This is a genomic window from Paenibacillus tyrphae, from assembly GCF_024158745.1.
Classification (GTDB): domain Bacteria; phylum Bacillota; class Bacilli; order Paenibacillales; family NBRC-103111; genus Paenibacillus_G; species Paenibacillus_G tyrfis_A.
Window position 1 is genome coordinate 173,209 of sequence record NZ_JAMZAW010000009.1, and the last position, 20,035, is coordinate 193,243.

The 20,035-nt window shown below is 55.8% G+C and carries 22 protein-coding genes; 16 read left to right on the forward strand and 6 right to left on the reverse strand.

Going from position 1 to position 20,035, the window contains the following annotated elements:
• Nucleotides 1-320: 320 nt before the first annotated feature.
• Nucleotides 321-1,061, reverse strand: coding sequence for an SDR family NAD(P)-dependent oxidoreductase (locus NI000_RS15325; protein ID WP_253411925.1), 741 nt, complete (start codon nucleotides 1,059-1,061; stop codon nucleotides 321-323).
• Nucleotides 1,062-1,190: 129 nt separating this feature from the next.
• Here NI000_RS15325 and NI000_RS15330 point away from each other — a divergent pair, with 129 nt between their 5' ends.
• Nucleotides 1,191-2,069 (forward strand): LysR family transcriptional regulator, encoded by an 879-nt coding sequence (locus NI000_RS15330; RefSeq protein WP_253411927.1) that lies wholly within the window; start codon nucleotides 1,191-1,193, stop codon nucleotides 2,067-2,069.
• Between the two features lie 124 nt (nucleotides 2,070-2,193).
• Nucleotides 2,194-3,024, forward strand: a complete 831-nt coding sequence (locus NI000_RS15335; RefSeq protein WP_301292504.1) for an undecaprenyl-diphosphate phosphatase — start codon at nucleotides 2,194-2,196, stop codon at nucleotides 3,022-3,024.
• Nucleotides 3,025-3,066: 42 nt separating this feature from the next.
• On the opposite strand, the gene NI000_RS15340 is transcribed toward NI000_RS15335, so the two are convergent.
• Both NI000_RS15340 and NI000_RS15345 read right to left on the reverse strand, forming a co-directional pair.
• On the reverse strand, nucleotides 3,067-3,414 hold the full coding sequence (locus tag NI000_RS15340; RefSeq protein ID WP_253411928.1) for a spore coat protein: 348 nt from the start codon (nucleotides 3,412-3,414) through the stop codon (nucleotides 3,067-3,069).
• A 24-nt stretch (nucleotides 3,415-3,438) separates the two neighbouring features.
• Nucleotides 3,439-3,735: a ferritin-like domain-containing protein gene (locus tag NI000_RS15345; protein ID WP_253411930.1), complete on the reverse strand. Its 297-nt coding sequence runs from the start codon at nucleotides 3,733-3,735 to the stop codon at nucleotides 3,439-3,441.
• 434 nt (nucleotides 3,736-4,169) lie between these two features.
• Here NI000_RS15345 and NI000_RS15350 point away from each other — a divergent pair, with 434 nt between their 5' ends.
• The 13 genes from NI000_RS15350 to NI000_RS15410 all read left to right on the forward strand — a co-directional run bounded on the left by NI000_RS15350 (nucleotide 4,170) and on the right by NI000_RS15410 (nucleotide 16,361).
• A complete protein-coding gene (locus NI000_RS15350; protein WP_301292505.1) occupies nucleotides 4,170-5,183 on the forward strand; it encodes an ABC transporter permease in 1,014 nt (337 codons plus the stop codon).
• 47 nt (nucleotides 5,184-5,230) lie between these two features.
• Nucleotides 5,231-6,109 carry an ABC transporter permease gene (locus NI000_RS15355; protein ID WP_054972656.1) on the forward strand — a complete coding sequence of 293 codons (879 nt, stop codon included), beginning with the start codon at nucleotides 5,231-5,233 and terminating at the stop codon, nucleotides 6,107-6,109.
• A gap of 44 nt (nucleotides 6,110-6,153) precedes the next feature.
• Entirely contained in the window at nucleotides 6,154-7,743 is a 1,590-nt protein-coding gene (locus tag NI000_RS15360) for an ABC transporter substrate-binding protein (RefSeq protein ID WP_253411934.1), read from the forward strand.
• 29 nt (nucleotides 7,744-7,772) lie between these two features.
• The gene (locus NI000_RS15365) at nucleotides 7,773-9,032 is read left to right on the forward strand and encodes a M20 family metallopeptidase (protein ID WP_253411936.1); all 1,260 of its coding nucleotides are present in this window, start codon (nucleotides 7,773-7,775) and stop codon (nucleotides 9,030-9,032) included.
• Nucleotides 9,033-9,065: 33 nt separating this feature from the next.
• Complete coding sequence (locus NI000_RS15370) at nucleotides 9,066-10,043, forward strand: ABC transporter ATP-binding protein (protein WP_253411938.1); 978 nt, start codon at nucleotides 9,066-9,068, stop codon at nucleotides 10,041-10,043.
• Entirely contained in the window at nucleotides 10,040-11,005 is a 966-nt protein-coding gene (locus NI000_RS15375; protein ID WP_253411940.1) for an ABC transporter ATP-binding protein, read from the forward strand. The genes NI000_RS15370 and NI000_RS15375 overlap by 4 nt, the downstream gene beginning before the upstream one ends.
• Nucleotides 11,006-11,051: 46 nt before the next feature.
• A complete protein-coding gene (locus tag NI000_RS15380; RefSeq protein ID WP_253411943.1) occupies nucleotides 11,052-11,840 on the forward strand; it encodes an IclR family transcriptional regulator in 789 nt (262 codons plus the stop codon).
• Between the two features lie 97 nt (nucleotides 11,841-11,937).
• Nucleotides 11,938-12,885, forward strand: coding sequence for a DUF1177 domain-containing protein (locus tag NI000_RS15385; protein ID WP_253411945.1), 948 nt, complete (start codon nucleotides 11,938-11,940; stop codon nucleotides 12,883-12,885).
• 38 nt (nucleotides 12,886-12,923) lie between these two features.
• A complete protein-coding gene (locus NI000_RS15390; RefSeq protein WP_253411947.1) occupies nucleotides 12,924-13,604 on the forward strand; it encodes an AroM family protein in 681 nt (226 codons plus the stop codon).
• Between the two features lie 36 nt (nucleotides 13,605-13,640).
• Complete coding sequence (locus NI000_RS15395) at nucleotides 13,641-14,588, forward strand: aminopeptidase (RefSeq protein WP_253411949.1); 948 nt, start codon at nucleotides 13,641-13,643, stop codon at nucleotides 14,586-14,588.
• A 170-nt stretch (nucleotides 14,589-14,758) separates the two neighbouring features.
• Nucleotides 14,759-15,346 (forward strand): DNA-3-methyladenine glycosylase, encoded by a 588-nt coding sequence (locus NI000_RS15400; RefSeq protein WP_253411951.1) that lies wholly within the window; start codon nucleotides 14,759-14,761, stop codon nucleotides 15,344-15,346.
• Nucleotides 15,347-15,358: 12 nt separating this feature from the next.
• Nucleotides 15,359-15,673, forward strand: coding sequence for an MGMT family protein (locus NI000_RS15405; protein ID WP_253411953.1), 315 nt, complete (start codon nucleotides 15,359-15,361; stop codon nucleotides 15,671-15,673).
• A gap of 49 nt (nucleotides 15,674-15,722) precedes the next feature.
• Nucleotides 15,723-16,361: a TVP38/TMEM64 family protein gene (locus NI000_RS15410; RefSeq protein ID WP_253411954.1), complete on the forward strand. Its 639-nt coding sequence runs from the start codon at nucleotides 15,723-15,725 to the stop codon at nucleotides 16,359-16,361.
• 51 nt (nucleotides 16,362-16,412) lie between these two features.
• Here NI000_RS15410 and NI000_RS15415 read toward each other — a convergent pair whose 3' ends face one another.
• Together NI000_RS15415 and NI000_RS15420 are read right to left on the reverse strand one after the other, a co-directional pair.
• Entirely contained in the window at nucleotides 16,413-16,997 is a 585-nt protein-coding gene (locus NI000_RS15415) for a PspA/IM30 family protein (RefSeq protein WP_253411955.1), read from the reverse strand.
• A 54-nt stretch (nucleotides 16,998-17,051) separates the two neighbouring features.
• Nucleotides 17,052-17,279: a PspC domain-containing protein gene (locus tag NI000_RS15420; RefSeq protein ID WP_054972628.1), complete on the reverse strand. Its 228-nt coding sequence runs from the start codon at nucleotides 17,277-17,279 to the stop codon at nucleotides 17,052-17,054.
• Between the two features lie 242 nt (nucleotides 17,280-17,521).
• On the opposite strand from NI000_RS15420, the gene NI000_RS15425 reads away from it, so the two are divergent.
• Entirely contained in the window at nucleotides 17,522-18,880 is a 1,359-nt protein-coding gene (locus NI000_RS15425) for a sodium-dependent transporter (protein WP_253411957.1), read from the forward strand.
• 70 nt (nucleotides 18,881-18,950) lie between these two features.
• On the opposite strand, the gene NI000_RS15430 is transcribed toward NI000_RS15425, so the two are convergent.
• Nucleotides 18,951-20,000, reverse strand: coding sequence for an NAD(P)/FAD-dependent oxidoreductase (locus tag NI000_RS15430; protein WP_253411959.1), 1,050 nt, complete (start codon nucleotides 19,998-20,000; stop codon nucleotides 18,951-18,953).
• Between the last annotated feature and the right edge of the window lie 35 nt (nucleotides 20,001-20,035).

Sequence of the window (20,035 nt, forward strand, 5' to 3'; positions counted from 1 at the left end):
AAATCTTTAATGTACTCTGTCCTATTTTAGATGCAATAAAGAAAAAACATGATTGCAATGCAGTAACGAGCCCTTGTTCGCATTTACGCGGCAAGAGCCGTTTTTTTGTTTTTCTTCGAATTTATTATTGAGGTCCTTGGTTTCTCAAACGATAGGCACGGGTCCCCCAGTTCACCGGCCCTAAAACCCAAGTGATCACAGCATTGGGTTACATCGGTATTTTTACGGGCTTCGTAGGGTAACTTTTTGCGGGTATGGCTCTACGGGGCAGGACACGGCCAGCCCCCCAAAGAGCCGCGGACCCTTCCGCCAGGTTCCCGTTACAGCGTCTGTCCACTGTCCACCGTAATGATCTGGCCGGTCATGGCCTCCTGCTCCAAGGCGGCGCAGATCATGCGGGCGATATCCTCAGGCGTGGAAATGCGCTGCAGCAGCAGCTGCGGAGCCAGCCGCTTCATTTGCTCTTCCTTGCCGTCCCACCACCGGGTTGCAACGGCTCCGGGAACGATGCAGGAGACGCGGATATACGGCGCCAGAGCGCGTGCCAACGATTTCGTCAGGCCGTGAACGGCCGCTTTCGATACGGCATACGGAAGTGAAGAGCCCAGTCCGGTTATCCCGGCGATGCTGCCTACATTCACGATGGCCCCCTGCTTCTTGCTTTTCATGAAAGGAGCCACGGCTCTCGCGCAGAAAAACATCCCCTTCACATTGACGTCGTAGAGCTCATCCCATACCTCGTCCGTCGCTGCATCCAGATCGTCCATCGGAAAATGCCGGGTGATCCCGGCATTATTCACGAGCAGATCTACGTTCCCGAATTGTCGGACCGCCTCATCGACCATATGCCGCACTTCCCGGTCTTGAGAGACGTCGGCTCGGATCGCCGCCGCTTGGCCGCCCTTGTCCCTGATGCTCTGAGCCGTTGCCTCCGCATCGGCAGCGGACCGGGAATAATTCACGATGACGGCTACCCCCCGTTCAGCCAACGCAAGACAGGCCGCTCGGCCGATCCCCGTACCTCCGCCCGTCACAAGTGCTACTTTATTATTCAAATTCATCGAAAATGCCCTCCTTTTCCTTCTCTGCTTGCTATAAGGCGATTGTACGTCAGGAATGTCGTTCTGTATAATTGAATTAAGTGAATGAAAAGTTCATAAAAATTGAATTGAATAGCCCGAGGGATGAGAATGGACCTGAAAATGCTAAAAACCTTTCAGATGATCGTACATCACGGCAGCTTCATCCGCGCCGCCGAAGAAATGAATTATGCCCAGTCTACCGTCACGATGCAGATGCAGAAGTTGGAATCGGACTTAGGCGTTCAACTGATCGAGCGTGGGAAGAAAATCCGGTTAACCGAAGCGGGCCGACTGCTTTACGAACAAAGTCTACCGATCGTCCGAGACATGGAGCGGGTGCAGCAAAATATGTCCGAGCTGCAATGGGGGATGGCAGGAAGCCTTCGTTTGGGCGTGACGGAACCGACGGCAAGCTACCGGCTGCCGGCCGTTTTGAAGAAGTTTCTAACTCTCTATCCGAAGATTCGCATTGCGGTGGAGTTTGGAAGTACGCCGGCGCTGAGCGAGCGGCTTCTTCAAGGCGACATCGACTTGGCTCTTTGCTCCGCACCGGATTTGGGGGCCGAGCTCTACTTCGAGCCTTTGTTCAAAGAGCCGTTTCTCGTTTTGATGCCCGAAGACCACCCGTTGGCGAAGCAGGAGATCGTCGAACCGGATCAGATCCGGGATTATCCGCTGCTTATCACCTCAGCCACCTGTCCGTATCGGCGGAAGCTTGAAATGGTCATGCAGGATGCCGGGGGCATGCCGTCAAACACGATGGAAATCGGCAGCATGACGGCCTTGAAATATTATGTCGCTGGCGGATTGGGAATCGCTTTGGTGCCTAAGATTACCGTGAACTCGTTGCCGGAAGGAACGACGGCCCGGGCCATAAGCGGCGATCTCATCGAGATGACCTTCGGCTTGCTCTGCAAAACGTCGGAGGTTCCTTTGAAGCTGGCAGGGGCGAAGCTGTATCAATTTCTCAAGCAAGAGCTCCGGTAAACTGGCGCAAAGACGGGTGTTCTTTAAGAAACAGTTAAGAACGGGATAAGAGGCATTTAAAATCTCCTGCCTATACTTGTGTTCAGTGGGAAATGAAAACCGTACTGGCAGGAGTGATTGGAACTTGTTCGTATTATGGGATGCCTTTGTCGCGTTGGTTCTAGGGTTGGTCGAAGGAATGACCGAGTTCGTTCCGGTATCGTCTACCGGGCATATGATTATCGTGGACGATTTTTTGTTTCAAACGAAGCGCATGTTTTCACCGGAAGCTGCCGTCGCGTTCAAGATCGTGATCCAGCTGGGCTCCATCCTGGCGGTCGTCGTTCTGATGTGGGACCGATTTATGGACCTGCTCGGACTTTGCAAAAGCCAGGGACAGACCGCTTCCGGGCCGCGCTTGAACCTGTGGCAGGTACTGGTGGGGCTCCTTCCGGCGGGGATTTTGTACTTGCTCTTGGACGATTATATCGACACCTACTTGTTCTCCACCGAAACGGTCGTTATCGGTCTTGTGGCGGGAGCCGTGCTTATGCTCGCGGCGGAGTGGTTCCGGCCGCGCAAGCCGAAGACGGAGACCGTCGATCAGATGACCTACAAGCAAGCCGTCGCCGTCGGCTTATTTCAATGCTTGTCCATGTGGCCGGGATTTTCCCGCTCGGGATCGACGATCTCGGGGGGCGTCCTGATGGGGATGAGCCACCGCGCGGCGGCGGATTTTACCTTCATTATGGCCGTACCGGTCATGGCCGGCGTGAGCTTCTTTTCGCTATTGAAGCATTGGGAATATTTTACCCCCGACGTTATATCCTTCTGTGCCGTCGGCATGATCAGCGCGTTCGTCTTTGCGCTGCTATCGATCCGGTTTTTCTTGAAGCTGATTCAGCGCATCAAGCTCGTTCCGTTCGCCATTTACCGCTTGGCGCTTGCCGCTCTGATCTATTTTGTATTCCTGTAAACAAAACAGGCTCCTGCCGTTAAAGGCAGGAGCTTTCCTAACTCACTGATAAGGAAACTGCGAGGAATACCCGCTGAACTGCTGCTGCGCTTGCTGAAGCTTTTGCTGCTCTTCGGCCTCCAGCTTATACCATCCGTTCTGAAACATCAGGTTAAACAAGTCGCGGGCGCTTTGATGCGTTTCCGTCAAAATTTGGAGCATATCGGCATGAAGCTGCTCGTGGCTGGCCTCGCGGACGGCCACGTTGAAGTTGTCGGTTAATAATTTGCATGTGGCAAGTCCGTCGTTGAGGAAGTCGCGGTCGTTCATCTCCGGTCCTTTGACCTGCGGCAGCTGTCCGCTTTGCGGATTGGCGATTTCATTAGGATTCTGTGCTTGCTGGCCTGGCATCGGCTGCACCCTCCTTACTTGGAATTATTGGGACGCCTGCTGCGGACGGGGCAGGTTGGCCATAGCGGCGTTGTTGTCTACTTGCAGATGCGTAAGCAGCTTTTCATAATGTCGCTGATGCATTTGTCCGACTTTATCGAGCGCCTGCTTGACCTGCGGATTGGTCGCCTGCTGGGCAAAAAAGTGAAATTTCTTAAAAGCAGACAGCTCCCAAGACAGCGCGTCCTTCAGGTAGAGCAAATCTTTCGTTGTAATCACGCGCGGCGGAACGGGAATCGGCGGCTGCGTCTGCTGAGCGGGAGGGGTCATCGTCGCTGGCATAAGATCGCTCCGTTTCTGGTGAATTGGCGTACATGGTATAGAATGAGCCATTCAGGGAGGAATATGCTTGGTGGAAAATGGAGAAGAGGTACAGCCCTACAGGATCGAATCGATCCCGTAGGGATTTTTTAACCATTGGAAAATTTTTGTGTCACCTTAACTCACATTGGTAGTCAAAAAAGCTGTGAAAAACGATTGATTTTTCAAGAAAAGTGAGTATAATCGAAATTAACAAAAAATTTAAAAAAGAACCACTGTACCGATAATAGGTACAAAAGGGAGGAATGGCTTATAAGCTTCCATCATCTTGGAGCCCGAAAGTGACGCGGGAAGGACCCATTTGGGAAGAACGGACGGCGCTACATGAACATCTCCTTCCATGCGCACAATAGCTATGATGCCGTTACTTATTTTTTACAAAAAGGGGGTAAGAGATGGTGGTTAACTACATCCTTCGGCGAATCGTGTTTATGATTCCGGGGCTGATCGGGATTGCACTGATTACATTTATTATCTCAAGAGTCCTGCCCGGCGACCCGGCGGTGATGCTGGCAGGCGAGCAAGCCCCTCCGGCTGTAGTCGAGAAAATTCGTCAAGAGATGGGGCTGAACAATCCGCTCTACGTGCAATTTGTCGATTACATCAAGCAGCTGCTGCAAGGGGATTTCGGACTGGCCTGGCATACGGGCAATACGGTGCTCGGCGATTTTGCCACGCGCTTCCCCGCCACGCTGGAGCTGACCATTGCGAGCTTTATCATTGCCGTCCTCGTTGCCGTTCCCGTCGGAATTATCGCCGCTACGAAGAAAGAATCGGTCGTTGACCACATTTCGCGTATTTTCTCGCTCATCGGGGCCTGTGTTCCCGTCTTCTGGCTCGGATTGATCCTCATCTCCATTTTTTATTCCAAATTAGGCTGGGCGCCGGCGCCGCTGGGCCGCATCGGCGAAGACATCAACCCGCCTACGCATGTTACCGGATTATACTTGATCGACAGCTTGCTTTCGGGGGATTTCATTGCTTTTCAGAAAACGCTTTCACATCTCATTCTGCCGGCCATCTGCCTAAGTACGGGGACGATGGCGATCATTGCCCGAATGATGCGCTCCAGCATGCTGGAAGTAATCGGACAGGACTTTATCCGAACGGCCCGCGCCAAAGGGATTTACGAACGCACCGTCATCCTGAAGCACGCCCTCGTGAACGCGCTGATTCCTACCTTAACCGTGCTCGGTTTGCAGTTCGGCTATCTGCTGGGTGGCGCGGTCATTACCGAAACGATTTTCGCTTGGCCCGGGATCGGCGGCTATGTGACCGAATCGATCCTGGCTACCGACTATGCGCCCATTCAAGCGTTCACGCTGATCAGCGCCATTTTGTACAGCGTCATCAATTTGGCGGTGGACCTGCTCTACGGATTCATTGATCCAAGAATTCGATACGAATAACCGCCGGGGAAAGGAGAGTTCGACACGTGAGTAAATTTACAGCTTCCATTCCGGCTGCCAAGGCGAAGACGCGGGAAGGCAGCAAGGCGGCGGCGACACTTAGGCTGCTGCTTCGCAACCGGCTGGCCGTGATCGGCCTTGCGTTTATTGTTATCTGGTCCGTCTTGGCTCTGCTCGCACCGGCCATCGCTCCATACGGGCCGAACGAGACGAATACGGCGGTCAAGCTTCAGGCCCCGAGCGCGGCGCATTGGTTCGGAACGGACAATTTCGGTCGGGACATCCTCAGCCGGGTGCTCTACGGAGCGCAAATTACGATCTGGTCCGGCCTGATTGCCGTCGGCATTTCCTTCTGCATCGGCGTTCCGCTGGGCGGGATCGCCGCCTATTATGGCGGGATGCTCGGGAATATTATCATGCGGATCATGGACATGCTGCTCGCTTTTCCTTCTCTGGTGCTGGCGATGGCGATCGCCGCTTCCATGGGTCCGGGACTGACCAGCGCGATGATTGCGGTCGGCATCGTCGGCGTCCCCGAATTCGCGCGGCTGATGCACGGGCAGACCATTTCGCTGCGGGAGAAAGAGTTCGTCGAAGCGGGACGGGCCATCGGCCTGAAGGACTCCGTCATCTTGTTCCGGCACATTTTTCCCAACGCCTTGGCTCCGCTTATGGTGCGGGTGACGCTCGGCATGGGCTTCGCGATTCTGACGGCGGCCAGCTTGAACTTCCTCGGGCTAGGAGTCAAGCCGCCGACAGCGGAATGGGGCGCCATGATCTCCGAAGGCCGCGGCTACATTATTTCCGGCGACTGGTGGATCGTTACTTTTCCGGGACTAGCCATCGCCACCTCGATTCTCGGTTTCAATCTGCTTGGCGACGGTCTGCGCGACGTTCTAGACCCGCGGCTTCGTTCGAGCAAGTAACTTTATATGCTGGGCTATCTGACAACTTTGAGGGGGAAGAACACATGAAGAAGCACCAATGGTTAGCCGGACTTGCCGCAAGCGCATTGCTCTTGACGGCCGTGGGCTGCAGCCCGAATGCGAACCAGAAGCCAGACGCTTCCGCTGCGCCGGAGCAAAGCAAGAAGGACAAAATCATTACGATTGCCTATTCGGACGGCGGCACGACGATGGACCCGGCCGAAGCGAGCGACCTGACCTCCGACACGCTGGTCGTCGCCGCGTACGACCAATTGGTGACATACGGGGTCAAAACCGTGGACGGCGGGCAGGTGGCGAAGACCGACGAGATCAAGCCGATGCTGGCCAAAAGCTGGACCGTATCCGACGATAAGCTGACGTACACCTTCAAGCTGCAAGAGAACGCCAAGTTTCAGAGCGGAAATCCGGTAACGGCGGATTCGGTGGCCTTTTCGCTCGACCATCTGAAAAACTCCAAAGCGGGCAGCTTCCTCTACCAATTGTCCGGCATTAAAGCTTACACCGTCAAAGACGCGCAAACGATCAGCATTCAGCTGGAAAAAGAAAACCATACATTCCTGCAAATGCTGGCACTGTACAACTTCTCCGTTCTGGATGAAAAAGTGATCAAAGAGAAGGGCAACGACTTCCTGACCAAAAATGCGGCCGGCTCCGGTCCGTTCACCATCGAGAAATGGGACCCCGCCTCGGAAGCCGTTATGACCGCCAACAAAAACTACTGGCAGGGCGCTCCTCAGGTGGACAAAGTGACGATGAAGTTTTTGAAGGAAGCTTCGAACCGCGTCATGCTGCTCGGCAAAGGCGATGTCGACCTAGCGATCGAGATTCCTCCGAAGGACGTCACCGATCTGAAGAACAACGCCAACCTGACGGTCAAGTCCGATGCGAGCAACCGGATTCTGTATTTTGCGCTTAATACGACCAAGAAGCCGTTCGACAACGTGAAAGTCAGACAAGCGCTCGCTTATGCGGTTCCTTACGACCAATTGGTGCACGACGTCATGTACGATCAGGCCAAGCAGTTGAAGAGTGCGGTCCCGAGCAATACGCCGGGGTACTCCGATTTCGGATTTATCTATAAGCACGATTTGGACAAAGCGAAGCAGCTGCTGAAAGAAGCCGGCTACGAGAACGGGCTCAGCTTCGACCTCACGCTTGGATCGGGCTTCCAGGACTGGGAGGATGACGCTGTCTTGATGCAGGCCGAATTCGCCAAAATCGGCGTCACGATGAACATCCAAAAGGTCGCGCGCGCCCAATTCCTGCAAATGCAAAGAGAGCGCAACCTGACGGCGTATATCTCGAAATGGACGTCTTTCGTCAACGATCCAAGCTACCATCTGGGCTTCCTGCTGTACGGAAAAGGCACCTCGAACTACGGAAACTACAAGAACGCGAAGGTCGACGAGCTGTGGGAGAAAGCCAACAACGAACCGGATCAAGCCAAGCGCAACGAGATGTACAAGCAAGCGCAGGAGCTGATTACCGCGGACGCGCCTTGGCTGTACCTGTACGAATACAACCGCATTGTGGGGATGAACAAGAACCTGAAGGGCTACGTGTACTACCCGGATGAAATTCTCCGCTTCTATCCGATGAGCAAGGGGCAGTAACAGTTCCAAGGAGAAGGGAAGGCTGTGCGATGGATTGGAAAAAGACCGTACTGGAAGAAATCGATAAACGTCAGGACGAGCTTATAGACTTGTGCTGTAAATTGATTCAATTTCCAAGCGAAAATCCGCCGGGCGATACCCGCGATATCAGCAAGTTCATTACCGACTACTTGAAGGAAGCCGGAATCGAGACGGCCGCGCACGAGTCGGAGCAGCATATGTTCAATCTGCTGTCCACCGTAGGGACGAAGAGCGACAAGCATTTGCTCTTCTGCGGGCACACCGATGTCGTACCGGCGGGCGACTTGTCCCGCTGGGATTTCCCTCCCTTTGCCGGGGAGGTGAAGGACGGCTACATTCTCGGCCGCGGCGCTTCGGACATGAAATGCGGTCTTGGCGGACTAATCTTCGTCACCGCGCTGCTGAAACGGCTCGGCGTACCGCTGGCGGGGGAGCTGTCCTTGTTTATCGTGCCGGACGAGGAAACCGGCGGACATTTCGGCGTTCCGTGGGTACTGGAACGGGGCTTGATTACAGGGACGGCGGCGGTCATCGCCGAGCCGTCCTCCCCGGAGCATCCGACCATCGGTCAAAAAGGCAGCAGCTGGTTCGAATTTACGGTCGAGGGCACGCCGGGTCACGGCAGCCTGTCGCCGTTCAAGGGTGACAGCGCGATCGTCAAAGCGGCCAAAGCGATCGAAGTGCTGCAGCGGCTGACAGATATGAAGCCGAACATTCCCGAGGAAATGCGCGACATTATCGAGATTTCGAAGAACTATGTCCGCGAGCGGGAAGCGACCGATGTCAGCGCCGTTTACGATCATGTGACGGTCAATATCGGGACGATTCACGGCGGGACGAAAGCGAACGTCGTCGCGGACCGCTGCACGATCGAAGTCGATTCGCGCGTGCCGTTCGGCATCGACTACCGCGATGTATTGAACGAAGCGAAGCGTCTGCTGCTTGAAGTCGGAATCGACGCCGAGCTGAAGCCGATTGGCTTCCGGGGCAATGCGAACTGGACGCCTTCGACGGAGGAGATCGTGCGTTACTTGGTGGAAAGCATCACCGATGTCAGCGGGAAGGAAGCTTACGGCGTCCTGCAGTGGGCGTCGAGCGATGCCCGCCACTTCCGCAACCACGGGATTCCGGTGCTACAGTACGGGCCGGCGGAGCTATCCACGATCCATAACTTCAACGAGCGCGCGCCGGTTTGGCAAGTCGTTCAAGCGGCCAAAGTGTACGCGCTGACCGCGATTAAATATTTGGGCACGACCGACGGCAGTTAACAGTAAAGCCACCCAGGAAAGGAGGACGGGGCAATGAACGCTTTACTTGAGGTTCAGGGACTGCAAACGGAGTTCGTCACCCGTTCCGGCGTGGTGAGGGCGGTCGACGGGGTCGATCTGGTGCTTCACAAGGGGGAGACCTTGGGGGTCGTCGGCGAATCGGGCTGCGGCAAAAGCGTCACCTCCATGTCGATCATGGGGCTGCTTCCCAAGGGGGTCAGCCGGATTGCTGGCGGAGACATCCGGTATGACGGCACAAGCCTGCTCTCCCTGTCCGCCGCGGAGCTGCGGAAAATTCGCGGCAACAAGATGGCGATGATTTTTCAAGAGCCGATGACCTCGCTCAACCCGGTGTTCAAGATCGGTTCGCAAATTGCAGAGTCGGTCCGCTTTCATATGAAGGTGAGCAAGAAGGAAGCCTGGAGCAAGGCGGTCGAGATGCTGACCAAGGTAGGCATTCCCCGTCCCGAGCAGATCGCCATGGAATATCCGCACCAGCTCTCTGGAGGGATGCGGCAGCGGGTCATGATCGCCATGGCGATGGCGTGCGGCCCCGAGGTGCTGATCGCCGACGAGCCGACGACCGCGCTCGATGTGACGATTCAAGCGCAAATTCTGGACCTGATGCGCGAGCTGCAGGAAGCGCAGGGAACGGCCGTGCTGCTCATTACCCATGACCTCGGCGTCGTGGCGGAGACGTGCCAGCGGGTCGTGGTGATGTATGCCGGGCAGGTGGTCGAGGAAACCGATGTGAAGACGCTGTTCCGGCAGCCGAAGCATCCGTATACCCGGGGACTGCTGGCTTCCTTGCCGCAGCTAGCGGGCGAGCAGCACCGTCTTGAGCCGATTCCCGGCAGCGTGCCGAATCCGGCGGAGATGCCCAAGGGGTGCCGGTTCGCTCCCCGCTGCGCTTTCCGGACGGATGCATGCGATACCGTGCCTCCGCAGCTGCAAGAGGTCGAGGCCGGGCACAAATGCCGCTGCTTGCTCGTTCAGGAGGGACTATTATGAGCGCATTGCTGGAGATTCGCAATCTGAAGAAGCACTATCCGATCCACAAAGGCTTATTTTCCAAGCAGGTGGGCGTCGTCAAAGCGGTGGACGGCGTGAGCCTGACCATCGAAAAAGGCGAGACGCTGGCGATCGTCGGGGAATCCGGCTGCGGCAAATCGACGACGGGCCGTTCGATTCTGCGTCTCATCGAGCCGACCGAAGGCGACATTTTCTTCGAAGGAACCGACGTGCGCAAGCTGTCCCCGGAGGAAATGCGCAAGTTCCGCACGAAGATGCAAATCGTGTTCCAGGATCCGTACGCTTCGCTCGATCCGCGGTGGACGGTGCAGCAGACGCTGGAGGAGCCGCTCCGCACGCACGAGAAGCTGCCCGAGGACGAGCTTAAGCGCCGCGTTGCGGAGCTGATGGAAGTTGTGGGACTGTCCTCGTACCATGCCCACCGTTACCCGCACGAGTTTTCCGGCGGGCAGCGGCAGCGGATCGGGATTGCCCGCGCGCTTGCGCTGAAGCCGAAATTCATCGTATGCGACGAGCCGGTGTCCGCGCTGGACGTGTCCATCCGGGCCCAGGTGCTCAATCTGATGCAGGAGCTGCAGGAGCAATTTTCGCTCACGTACATGTTTATTTCGCATGATCTGTCCGTCGTGAAGTTCATCAGCGACCGGGTCGGGGTGATGTACTTGGGCCGCATGGTGGAGCTGGCGCCAACCCAAGAGCTGTACGACAAGCCGCTGCATCCTTACACGCAGGCGCTGATGTCAGCCCTGCCCGTGCCCGATCCCGAAACGAAGCGGGAGCGAATTATTTTGACCGGCGATGTGCCGAATCCGCAAAATCCCCCGGCCGGGTGTGCGTTCCATACCCGGTGCCCGGTAGCCAAGCCCGAATGCGGGAGCGTCCCGCCCGAATGGAAGGAAGTCTCTCCCGGGCGGAGCGTGGCTTGTCACTTGTATTCATGATAAATTTAAAAGTGATGGGCAATTTTGGGTTTGGGGGCAAAAGGTCATGCTGAAAACATTAGATAATGCGCTGGAGCTTTTGGAATATTTTACGAGAGAAACGCCGTCATGGGGCGTGCGGGAATTGGCGAAAGAGATGGACATGAGCCACTCGATCGTTCATCGCATCTTGACGACCTTCGAGTCCCGCGGATTCCTGATTCAGAACGACGAAACGAAAAAGTACGAGCTGGGAACAAAGCTGTGGGAATACGGTTCGATTATCAGGGATAACCTCCGTATTTCCGATGTAATCCTGCCCGTTATGCATATATTGTCCGAGGAAACGGGAGAATCTGTTTTCCTCACTTGGCTGGACGATCATGAAGGGATCTGCGTGGAGATCGCGGAAAGTCAGCAACGAATCAAATATGCGATGTCCGCGGTCGGAGACCGGACGCCGCTCTATGCCGGGGCCTCCAACAAAGTCATTATGGCGTACTTGCCGAAGGCCGATCAGGAGGCGATCATCGACAAGGGCTTGAAGCCCAAAACCGGCAAGACGGTCATCGATCCCGAGAAGCTGATGGAGGATTTGGCGGCGATTCGCAAGGCGGGCTGGGCTTACTCCGTCGGAGAATACTCCGACGCGACATTCGGGATTGCACTTCCAATTTTTAACAAACGGCGAGAAATCGTGGCGTCGCTTACGCTCGCCGGACCGGAGTACCGGATGCCGGAAGCGAAAGTGTCGGAGGTGCTGGATATGATGCGCAGAAAGCGCGACGAGATTGAAGCGTGCCTGCATAAGCTGAGCATCTCGTCGGTTGCCGGAAGGCGTCATCCAATATCCTGACAAAGAATGTAAGCATTCCCGCCCGCTGATCGCCGATCGCCGACTGCCGATCGATCGGAAAAACGCAAGTTTTTGAAGAGGAGAGGGGAATGACACCATGTCTTTACAGCAAACGCTGCTTGTCTATGAAACGATGGATAGCGCTTATGTCAACGGGCATCACATCAAAGAGCTGTTCGCCGCCTATCCGGAGGTAGAGGTCTCCGTCCAGACGGTGCAGGGCGAGAAGGGATCGACCGATTTTGTCAAAATCGTCATCCCGGGCACGAAAGGGAAGCGAAGCGGCGGGTCCGCGCCGACCTTCGGCATTATCGGACGGCTTGGCGGCATCGGAGCCCGCCCGTCCCGGATCGGCATCGTGTCCGATGCGGACGGCGCCGTGGCTGCGGTGGCTAGCGCGCTGAAGCTGGCGGACATGAAGCGGAAGGGCGATCATCTCCAAGGCGACGTGATCGTCACGACCCATATCTGCCCGGATGCGCCGACCCGGCCGCATGAGCCGGTCGATTTCATGGACTCTCCCGTCGATATACTGACCATGAATCAATATGAGGTCGTGCCGGAGATGGAAGCGATCCTGTCCATCGATACGACGAAGGGCAACCGGGTCATCAACCATAAAGGCATTACCATTTCGCCGACCGTGAAGGAAGGCTATATTTTGCGGATCAGCGACGACTTGCTGCGCATTATGGAGATGACGACCGGTCAGCACCCGGTCACCTTCCCGATTACGATGCAGGACATCACGCCTTACGGCAACGATTTGTACCATATCAACAGCATCCTGCAGCCTGCGGTCGCCACGAATGCGCCAGTAGTCGGTTTGGCAATCACCGCGCAATCGACCGTTCCGGGCTGCGGCACGGGGGCAAGTCACGAGGTAGATATCGCCGCCGCAGTGAAATTCGCGGTCGAGACGGCGAAGGAAGTCACGAACGGCACCTGCTCCTTCTACAGCAAGGACGAATTTGCGAAAATTCAGCAGCTTTACGGCTCGATGAAGGTTCTTCAGACGATGGGCGGCACGTCCGTCAACGCCTAATACCCGGTCCGGATCGGATACCGCTGGCAGAAACGGAGATGGCTGAAGTGAAGAAATTAGGTACCGTCACCATCGGGCAAGCGCCCCGCCCGGACGTGACCCCGATTTTGGAGCGGCACTTGGGGGATCGGGTTGAACTGCTTCAGGTCGGCGTTCTGGATGGGATGACGAAGCAAGAGATCGCCGCCTCGCTATCTCCGGGCCCGGAACATTATGTGCTGACCTCGCGGCTGGCCAACGGCGATGCCGTCGTGATGGCAAGGGAAAAAATCGCGCCGGTGCTGCAGCAAAAGATCGATTGGCTCGAGGAGCTGGGCTGCCGGCAAATTGTTATTCTCTGCACGGGGGTATTCGACGGATTGAAGACGAAGGAAGCCCGTCTGCTGGAGCCCGACGAGTTGCTTGCTCCGATCGTCGCGGCGATGGTTCGCGGCATGCGTTTCGGCGTCCTCGTTCCTTTGGCCGAGCAACAGGAGGCCTTGGCGGAGAAATGGCGACATCGCGGGCTTGACCCGTTCATCGCGGCCGCTTCGCCATATGACTTCAGGGAAAAGCAGGCGCTTGCCGCATGCGCGCAGCTGAAGGAACAGGCGGACATCGTGCTGCTCGATTGCATGGGATATACGGAAGCGATGAGGGCGTTTGTCGCCAGGCATACGGGGCTGCCCGTGATTTTGTCCAATGCGCTGCTGGCCAAGGTGGTTTCGGAGATGATCTGAGAGGCAAGTCAAATTCGCAAGATAGGAAGTTATGCTATGGATACGTCTTTGATCAAAGTAAGCAGCGGCCTGCTGCAAAGCTGCCTTGGACTCAAGCCGCACGAGAAGCTGCTGGTTGTCGCCGACGACCGGAAGAAAGACATTGGCGAAGCGTTGTACGAGGCGGGGAAGCAGCTCGGCGCCGAGGCGATGCTGATGGTGATGAAGGAGCGGGAGAAGTCGGGACAAGAGCCGCCGTCTCCGGTCAGCGAGGCGATGAAGCAGGCCGATGTCGTCATCTGCGCCACTGAGCATTCCCTTACCCATACGAAAGCGCGCAAAGAGGCGGCGGCGCAAGGAGCCCGCTTGGCAACGATGCCGGGCATTACCCGGGATATGTTCCTGGAAGGTGCGATAGCCGCCGATTACGATAAAGTCAAGCAGGTTACCGAGCAAGTGGCCGATCTCCTCAGCCGCGGCAAGCGGGTACGGATCGAGAAGGACGGCAAGGTATTGACCTTCTCGATCGAAGGGCGCAGCGGCATTCCGAGCACCGGCGTCTACGTGAGTCCAGGAGAGTCGGGGAATCTGCCGTCCGGAGAAGGCTATATCGCCCCGGTGGAAGGGACCGCTTCGGGACAACTCGTGGTCGACGGCTCGATTGCGGACATCGGCAAGCTCCATAGTCCGGTGACGATCACGGTGGACAACGGGCGCCTTACCGATGCGCAGGGAGAAGCTGCCGCGGAGCTGCTTCGGAAGCTCGGCGATGGCCAAGGCCGGCTCCTCGGCGAGTTCGGCATCGGCACCAACGACAAGGCCAGAATTACCGGCGTCGTGCTGGAAGACGAGAAGGTGTACGGCACGATCCATGTGGCCTTCGGCAGCAACCACACGTTCGGCGGAACCGTTGAAGCCGGGGTCCATATCGATTTGGTCGTGAACCGGCCTGACGTCTATATCGACGATGTGCTTATTTTAGACAAAGGCAGGCTGCAGGTTTAACCCGGTGAGCTTGCTCAAAACCGAAGCGCTGTTAAAGGGGGAAGCGGTATGTTCTTTTTCCTTAACTGCGCTTTTCCTTTTGCGCCGAACTTGCTTCGAGGAGCCATTTCCATTTACAATTTTCTTTAAGGAGAAAACGGCCGGTTGATTCCACATATGAGGTGCATGTTATGTCATTTCAACCTGTGAACGCTTCATTTTTTCAGCAGCCGACGCTGGAGCTGGCCCGTTCCTTGCTCGGCATGCTGCTTGTGAAGGAGACCGAAGCCGGTACGGCATCGGGCTGGATTGTCGAGACCGAGGCCTACATCGGTCCGGGAGATCGGGCGGCGCACAGCTTCGGCAACCGGAGGACGCCCCGAACGGAAGTGATGTTCGGTCCGCCCGGCCACGCCTATACCTATGTGATGCATACGCATTGTCTCATCAATGTGGTCAGCGGGCCGGTGGATCATCCGGAGGCGGTATTGATTCGGGCAGTCGAGCCATACACGGGAACGGAGCTCATGTATGAACGCCGCAGCCGGGATAAGAAGGAGCGGGAGCTGACCAGCGGCCCGGGGAAGCTGACGAAGGCGCTCGGCATTACGATGGACGATTACGGCAGGCCGCTCTTCGAATCGCCGCTCTATATCGCCGAAGGAAAAGCGTTCGGGCCGGTGGAGACCGGTACCCGGATCGGGATCGAGAACAGCGGCGAAGCCCGCGATTATCCGTGGCGTTTTTGGATCGGCGGCAACCGGTTTGTCTCGAAGTAGAGGAGGTAGCGGATGAACCCATTTACGCAGCGGGTGATCGAGATCATTCAAGGCATTCCGGAAGGAAATGTGATGACCTACGGTCAAATCGCCGGGCTGGCCGGAAGTCCGAGAGGGGCCAGACAGGTCGTGCGCATTCTGCATTCGTCAAGCGGCAAACACGGGCTGCCCTGGCACCGGGTGGTCAACGCCCGAGGGGAAATTGGGATCCGGCAGGAGGAAGGCCGCATGCTCCAAATGATGTACCTGCGGGGCGAAGGCGTCGAGATCGCCGATAACGGACAACTGGACTTGGATCGGTGGCGCTTCATTCCGAGCGGCGAGTGACCGCTCGAAAGGCACAGAATATCATCATGTCATTCCCGGGGGTAGGTTTATGTTCAAAAAAATAAGCTTAGCCCTCCTCTACGCCGCCGCGGCTTATCTTATTTACAGGTACGGCGAAGAGATCGTGGCGTGGTTTCAATCCTCCAGCGACATGGCTCTGGTCATCGTTGCGGCAACGGTTATGGCCTTGTTTCCGGTCATCCCCTATCCGGTTGTCGGCGGGGTCATCGGCGCGGCATTCGGGCCGGTGCTCGGTGCGGCGATTACATGGGCCGGCTCGACAGCGGCTTCGTTGCTGATGTTTTTATTGGTCCGTTACGGGTATCAGGAATGGGGTCAGCGAATGCTGTACCGCTACGAGCGTCTCGGCAAGCTGACCGTTCTGTTCGAGCGGAACGCCTTTCTGACCATCCTTTTCGCCAGGCTCATTCCTTTCATTCCGTCCATTATCATCAATGCGTATTCCGCTTTGAGCCGCGTTTCCTTTGCCGCGTATGTCGTGGCGTCCGCGCTGGGCAAAATCCCGGCCATGCTGTTGTTCGCCTTCGTGGGCAATACTTTGATGACGGAGCCGGGAGCGGTATGGCTTACCATTGGAATTTACGGGGGCTTTCTCGCGGTTACGCTATTGGCCTACCGGCTATGGAAGCAGGGCAAGGAACCGGTTCAGAGCAACCGGGAGGCATAAAAAAGAGAGGCGCCGAATCGAGGCCCTCTCTTTTTGTTCTATGGACAAAACTTACCCCTGAGCGGCAGGCCGGCGGTGAAGCTCAGCCAGCGCTTCCGATTGCATAATTCTTTCCTCGATCCGCTCGAAGCCGCGCGCGGCTGCGCCGCCCTCGAAGCTGTACAGGAAGCGAGGCGCCGAAGGTTTGACTTGGGCTTCCACTTTCTGAGCGCGGGCCACAAGCTCCGTACGCTTCTCCTGCATGGCCGCATAGGCGGCTTTTGTTTCCTCCAACTGCTGCGACAGCTCTTCCGAGCGCTGCTTGGCGGCTACGTACCACTCCGAGCATTCCAGCGACTTGTCCAGATAATGCAGCTTCGCTTCGACGGCTTGGCGGGCTTCCGCTTCACGACCGTCGGCCAGCGCTTCGGCGGCATTTTTCTCGCATTGGGCAGCCAGCCGGTTGTAGGCGTCGATTTGCATTTTCAGCGAGCGTTCCGTGCCGGATTGCCGGTTCAGCGTCCGCTGGACCGCGTCGATTTCCTCCTTCATGGTGCGGAGGTAGTGGTTCAGCATCATCACCGGATCCTCCAGCTTGCTCAGCGCCTCGTGTGCGGCGGCTCTCGATAGATCAGATAGTCTGGTTAAAACTCCCATAATTGTTCTAGCTCCTTTTGTCATATTTTATAGTTTTACGTAGATTCCCGTAGATTAGTAGTTATGATAAGGGTTCATGACAGCGTAGTCGTCGTACGGCGCTTTCGGGACAAGCAGGCTGAGAACAAAATAGATCAGCGTGACGGTGCCGAAGCTGCAGAAGGCGGCGATGACGACCAACAGGCGAACGAGCGTCGCGTCCAGGCCGAAATATTGCGCGAGGCCTCCGCAAAGGCCGGTCAGTCTGCTGTTGCTGCGGGAGCGGAATAATTTTTTGTTCATAAAACATTCTCCTTTCGATATATATCTTTCATTTTCGTTGGTTGTTTGATTTGTGCTTGCTTCATGTCTTTATTGTAGTCCGATCGCGTTCTGGCGAAAACCGACCTGTGGCGGTTTTTGAACTGGACCTAAGGAGGGGAAGCCATTCTACCTAAGTCGGAATAAATGTAAAATTTTACCTTTAGACAATAACCGTAATTTGTTTATACTAGTGCTATCCTATAAAAGTTGGGGAGTAGAATATGAAAAACGATCATGGTTCCGAAAACGTCTCTAAAGCCAAGGGGGAAAGGTTTACGTCAAGCGGTTTCATTCTGGCCGCGATCGGGAGCTCGGTGGGGCTCGGCAACATGTGGAAGTTTCCTTACATTACAGGCAAGCATGGGGGAGCGGCATTTTTTCTGTTGTTCATTGTTTGTTTGATCATCGTGGGGCTGCCGGTGCTGCTGGCCGAGATGACGATCGGGCGGGGCGGCCGGGCAAACGCTTCGTTAGCTTTTTACAAGCTGACCAACAAAAAGGTATGGGGCTACTTCGGATTTCTATCCGTCATTACCGCTTTTTTGGTCATGTCCTACTACGCCGTTGTTGCCGGGTGGACGTTGCATTATACCTTGGAATCGTTTACAGGATTGTTATTCCAGCAAGGCGCCGATTACAAGGATAAGTTCCTTACGTTCGCGGGCGGGTATTGGCCTTTATTCTGGCAAGCCGTCGTTATGATCCTCAGCGCTTGGGTTCTTGCGAGGGGCGTTTCCGGGGGGATCGAGAAGTTCAATAAAATTTTGATCCCGGGCTTCCTGGTCATTTTGCTGGTGCTGATGTTCCGTTCGCTTACGCTTCCCGGCGCCGGCGCCGGGGTCGAGTTTTTCTTGAAGCCGGATTTCTCCAAACTGGATGCGGAGTCCGCTCTCATTGCATTAGGACATGCCTTCTTCTCCTTATCGCTCGGGATGGGCATCATGATCACGTACGGATCGTACGTCGACAAGAGGCAATCCCTCGGCAGCGCAACGCTGGCGATCGGGTTCGGGGATCTGATTTATGCGTTTATTGCCGGGATCGTTATATTTCCGACCGTCTTCTCTTACGGTTTGAAGCCTAGCGAAGGGGTAGGACTGGCGTTTATGGCGCTTCCTGCCGCGTTCGCCCAGATGCCGTTTGGCGCGATCTTCGGAGGGTTGTTCTTCCTGCTGCTCGCGATCGCCGCGCTGACCTCCGCCGTCTCCATCCTGGAGGTTCCGGTTGCGTATGCGATGCACCGCTGGGGCTGGACCCGGAAGAAAGCGGCCGTGATCGTGTCCGTCGCATGCTTTGTGGTCGGCATCCCGTCCGCCCTCTCGGTCGGCGGCGTGCTCGGCTCCTTCACTCCCGGCGGAAAGTCGATTTTCGATTGGGTCGACTTTATGACGTCTTACGTGCTCATGCCGATAGGCGGCTTGGTCGTTACGCTGTTTACCGGCTATGCGTGGAAATTGGCCGGGGAAGAAGCGGGCCTGAATGGCTTCTGGTACCGCGCTTGGATGTTCCTGCTGAGGGTCGTATCGCCGATTCTGATCATTCTGGTATTCTTGTATTCCGTCGGCATTTTGTCGTTTTAAGCCTAAAGAAGCCGGATTTCTGCATAGTAGAAATCCGGCTTGATATTTTCTAGTATAAATTTTTGTGCTCCTATTTTATCAATTGCTTAATCAGCTCGCGGTTTCTGCTCTGAAAAATGTCATTGTGGGAAGAAACCATTCCGCTTGCATGCGCTTCTGGCTGAATGTACAGCTTGGCTTGGTTGACTGCATTTGCCGCGTCATGAAACGCTCCGGCAATCAAATGCACTTTCCCTTCGTACGAAATAATATCTCCCGCCGCAAAAATCCCCGGCTCGGATGTAGCGCTGTTTGTCTGACCGGCCAGGAAGTATTCATTCGCCATCTCAAGCTTCACCTGGCTGTTTTCCAGCAACGATCTGTCCCGTTCATAGCCGTGATTGATAATCACTTCGTCAATGTTCAGTTCCTGTACTTCGCCCGTCTCATGGTTGGTCAGTTCCACCCGCTCAATCGTCTCCTGGTTGGAGGCCGCAGTCAGCTTCGTAATCGTCGTGTTAAAGAAGCATTTGGCCGAGCTGTTCAGCAGTTGATTCACCTGTGCCTCATGCCCGGACAGCGTATCTTTGCGATAAGTCAAATACACCTGCTTGGCGATCGGCTCCAGCTCGTTTGCCCAATCGACCGCCGAGTTTCCTCCACCGGAAATGATGACGGTTTTATCCTTAAACCGTCTCAGTGATTTGACGGTATAGCTCAGGTTGGATACTTCGAACTTCTCGGCGCCCTCCAACTCGATTCTTTGCGGCTCCAAAATTCCCCCGCCGATGGCAAGAATGACGGTTTTCGTGTAATGCTGCTCACCGGAAGAAGTATGCAGGACGAATACGCCTGTTTCGTCACGTTCAATCCGCTCTACTTTTTGATTCAGCACGATGGTAGGATCGAAGGTTAGCCCTTGCTGGACGAGCTGCTCGATCAGCTTCTCACCCAGCGTTGGCGTCAGACCGCCGACATCCCAAATCATTTTTTCCGGATAGACATGGACTTTCCCGCCCAGTCTTGGCTGATATTCGATCAGCTTGGTCTTCATTTCTCTTAAACCGCTGTAAAAAGATGCGAAAAGCCCAGCAGGGCCTCCACCGATAATCGTGACGTCAAACAGTTCCTCGTTTTTCATCCGTGATCCTCTCCTTAGCTAAGATTAGCGACGCG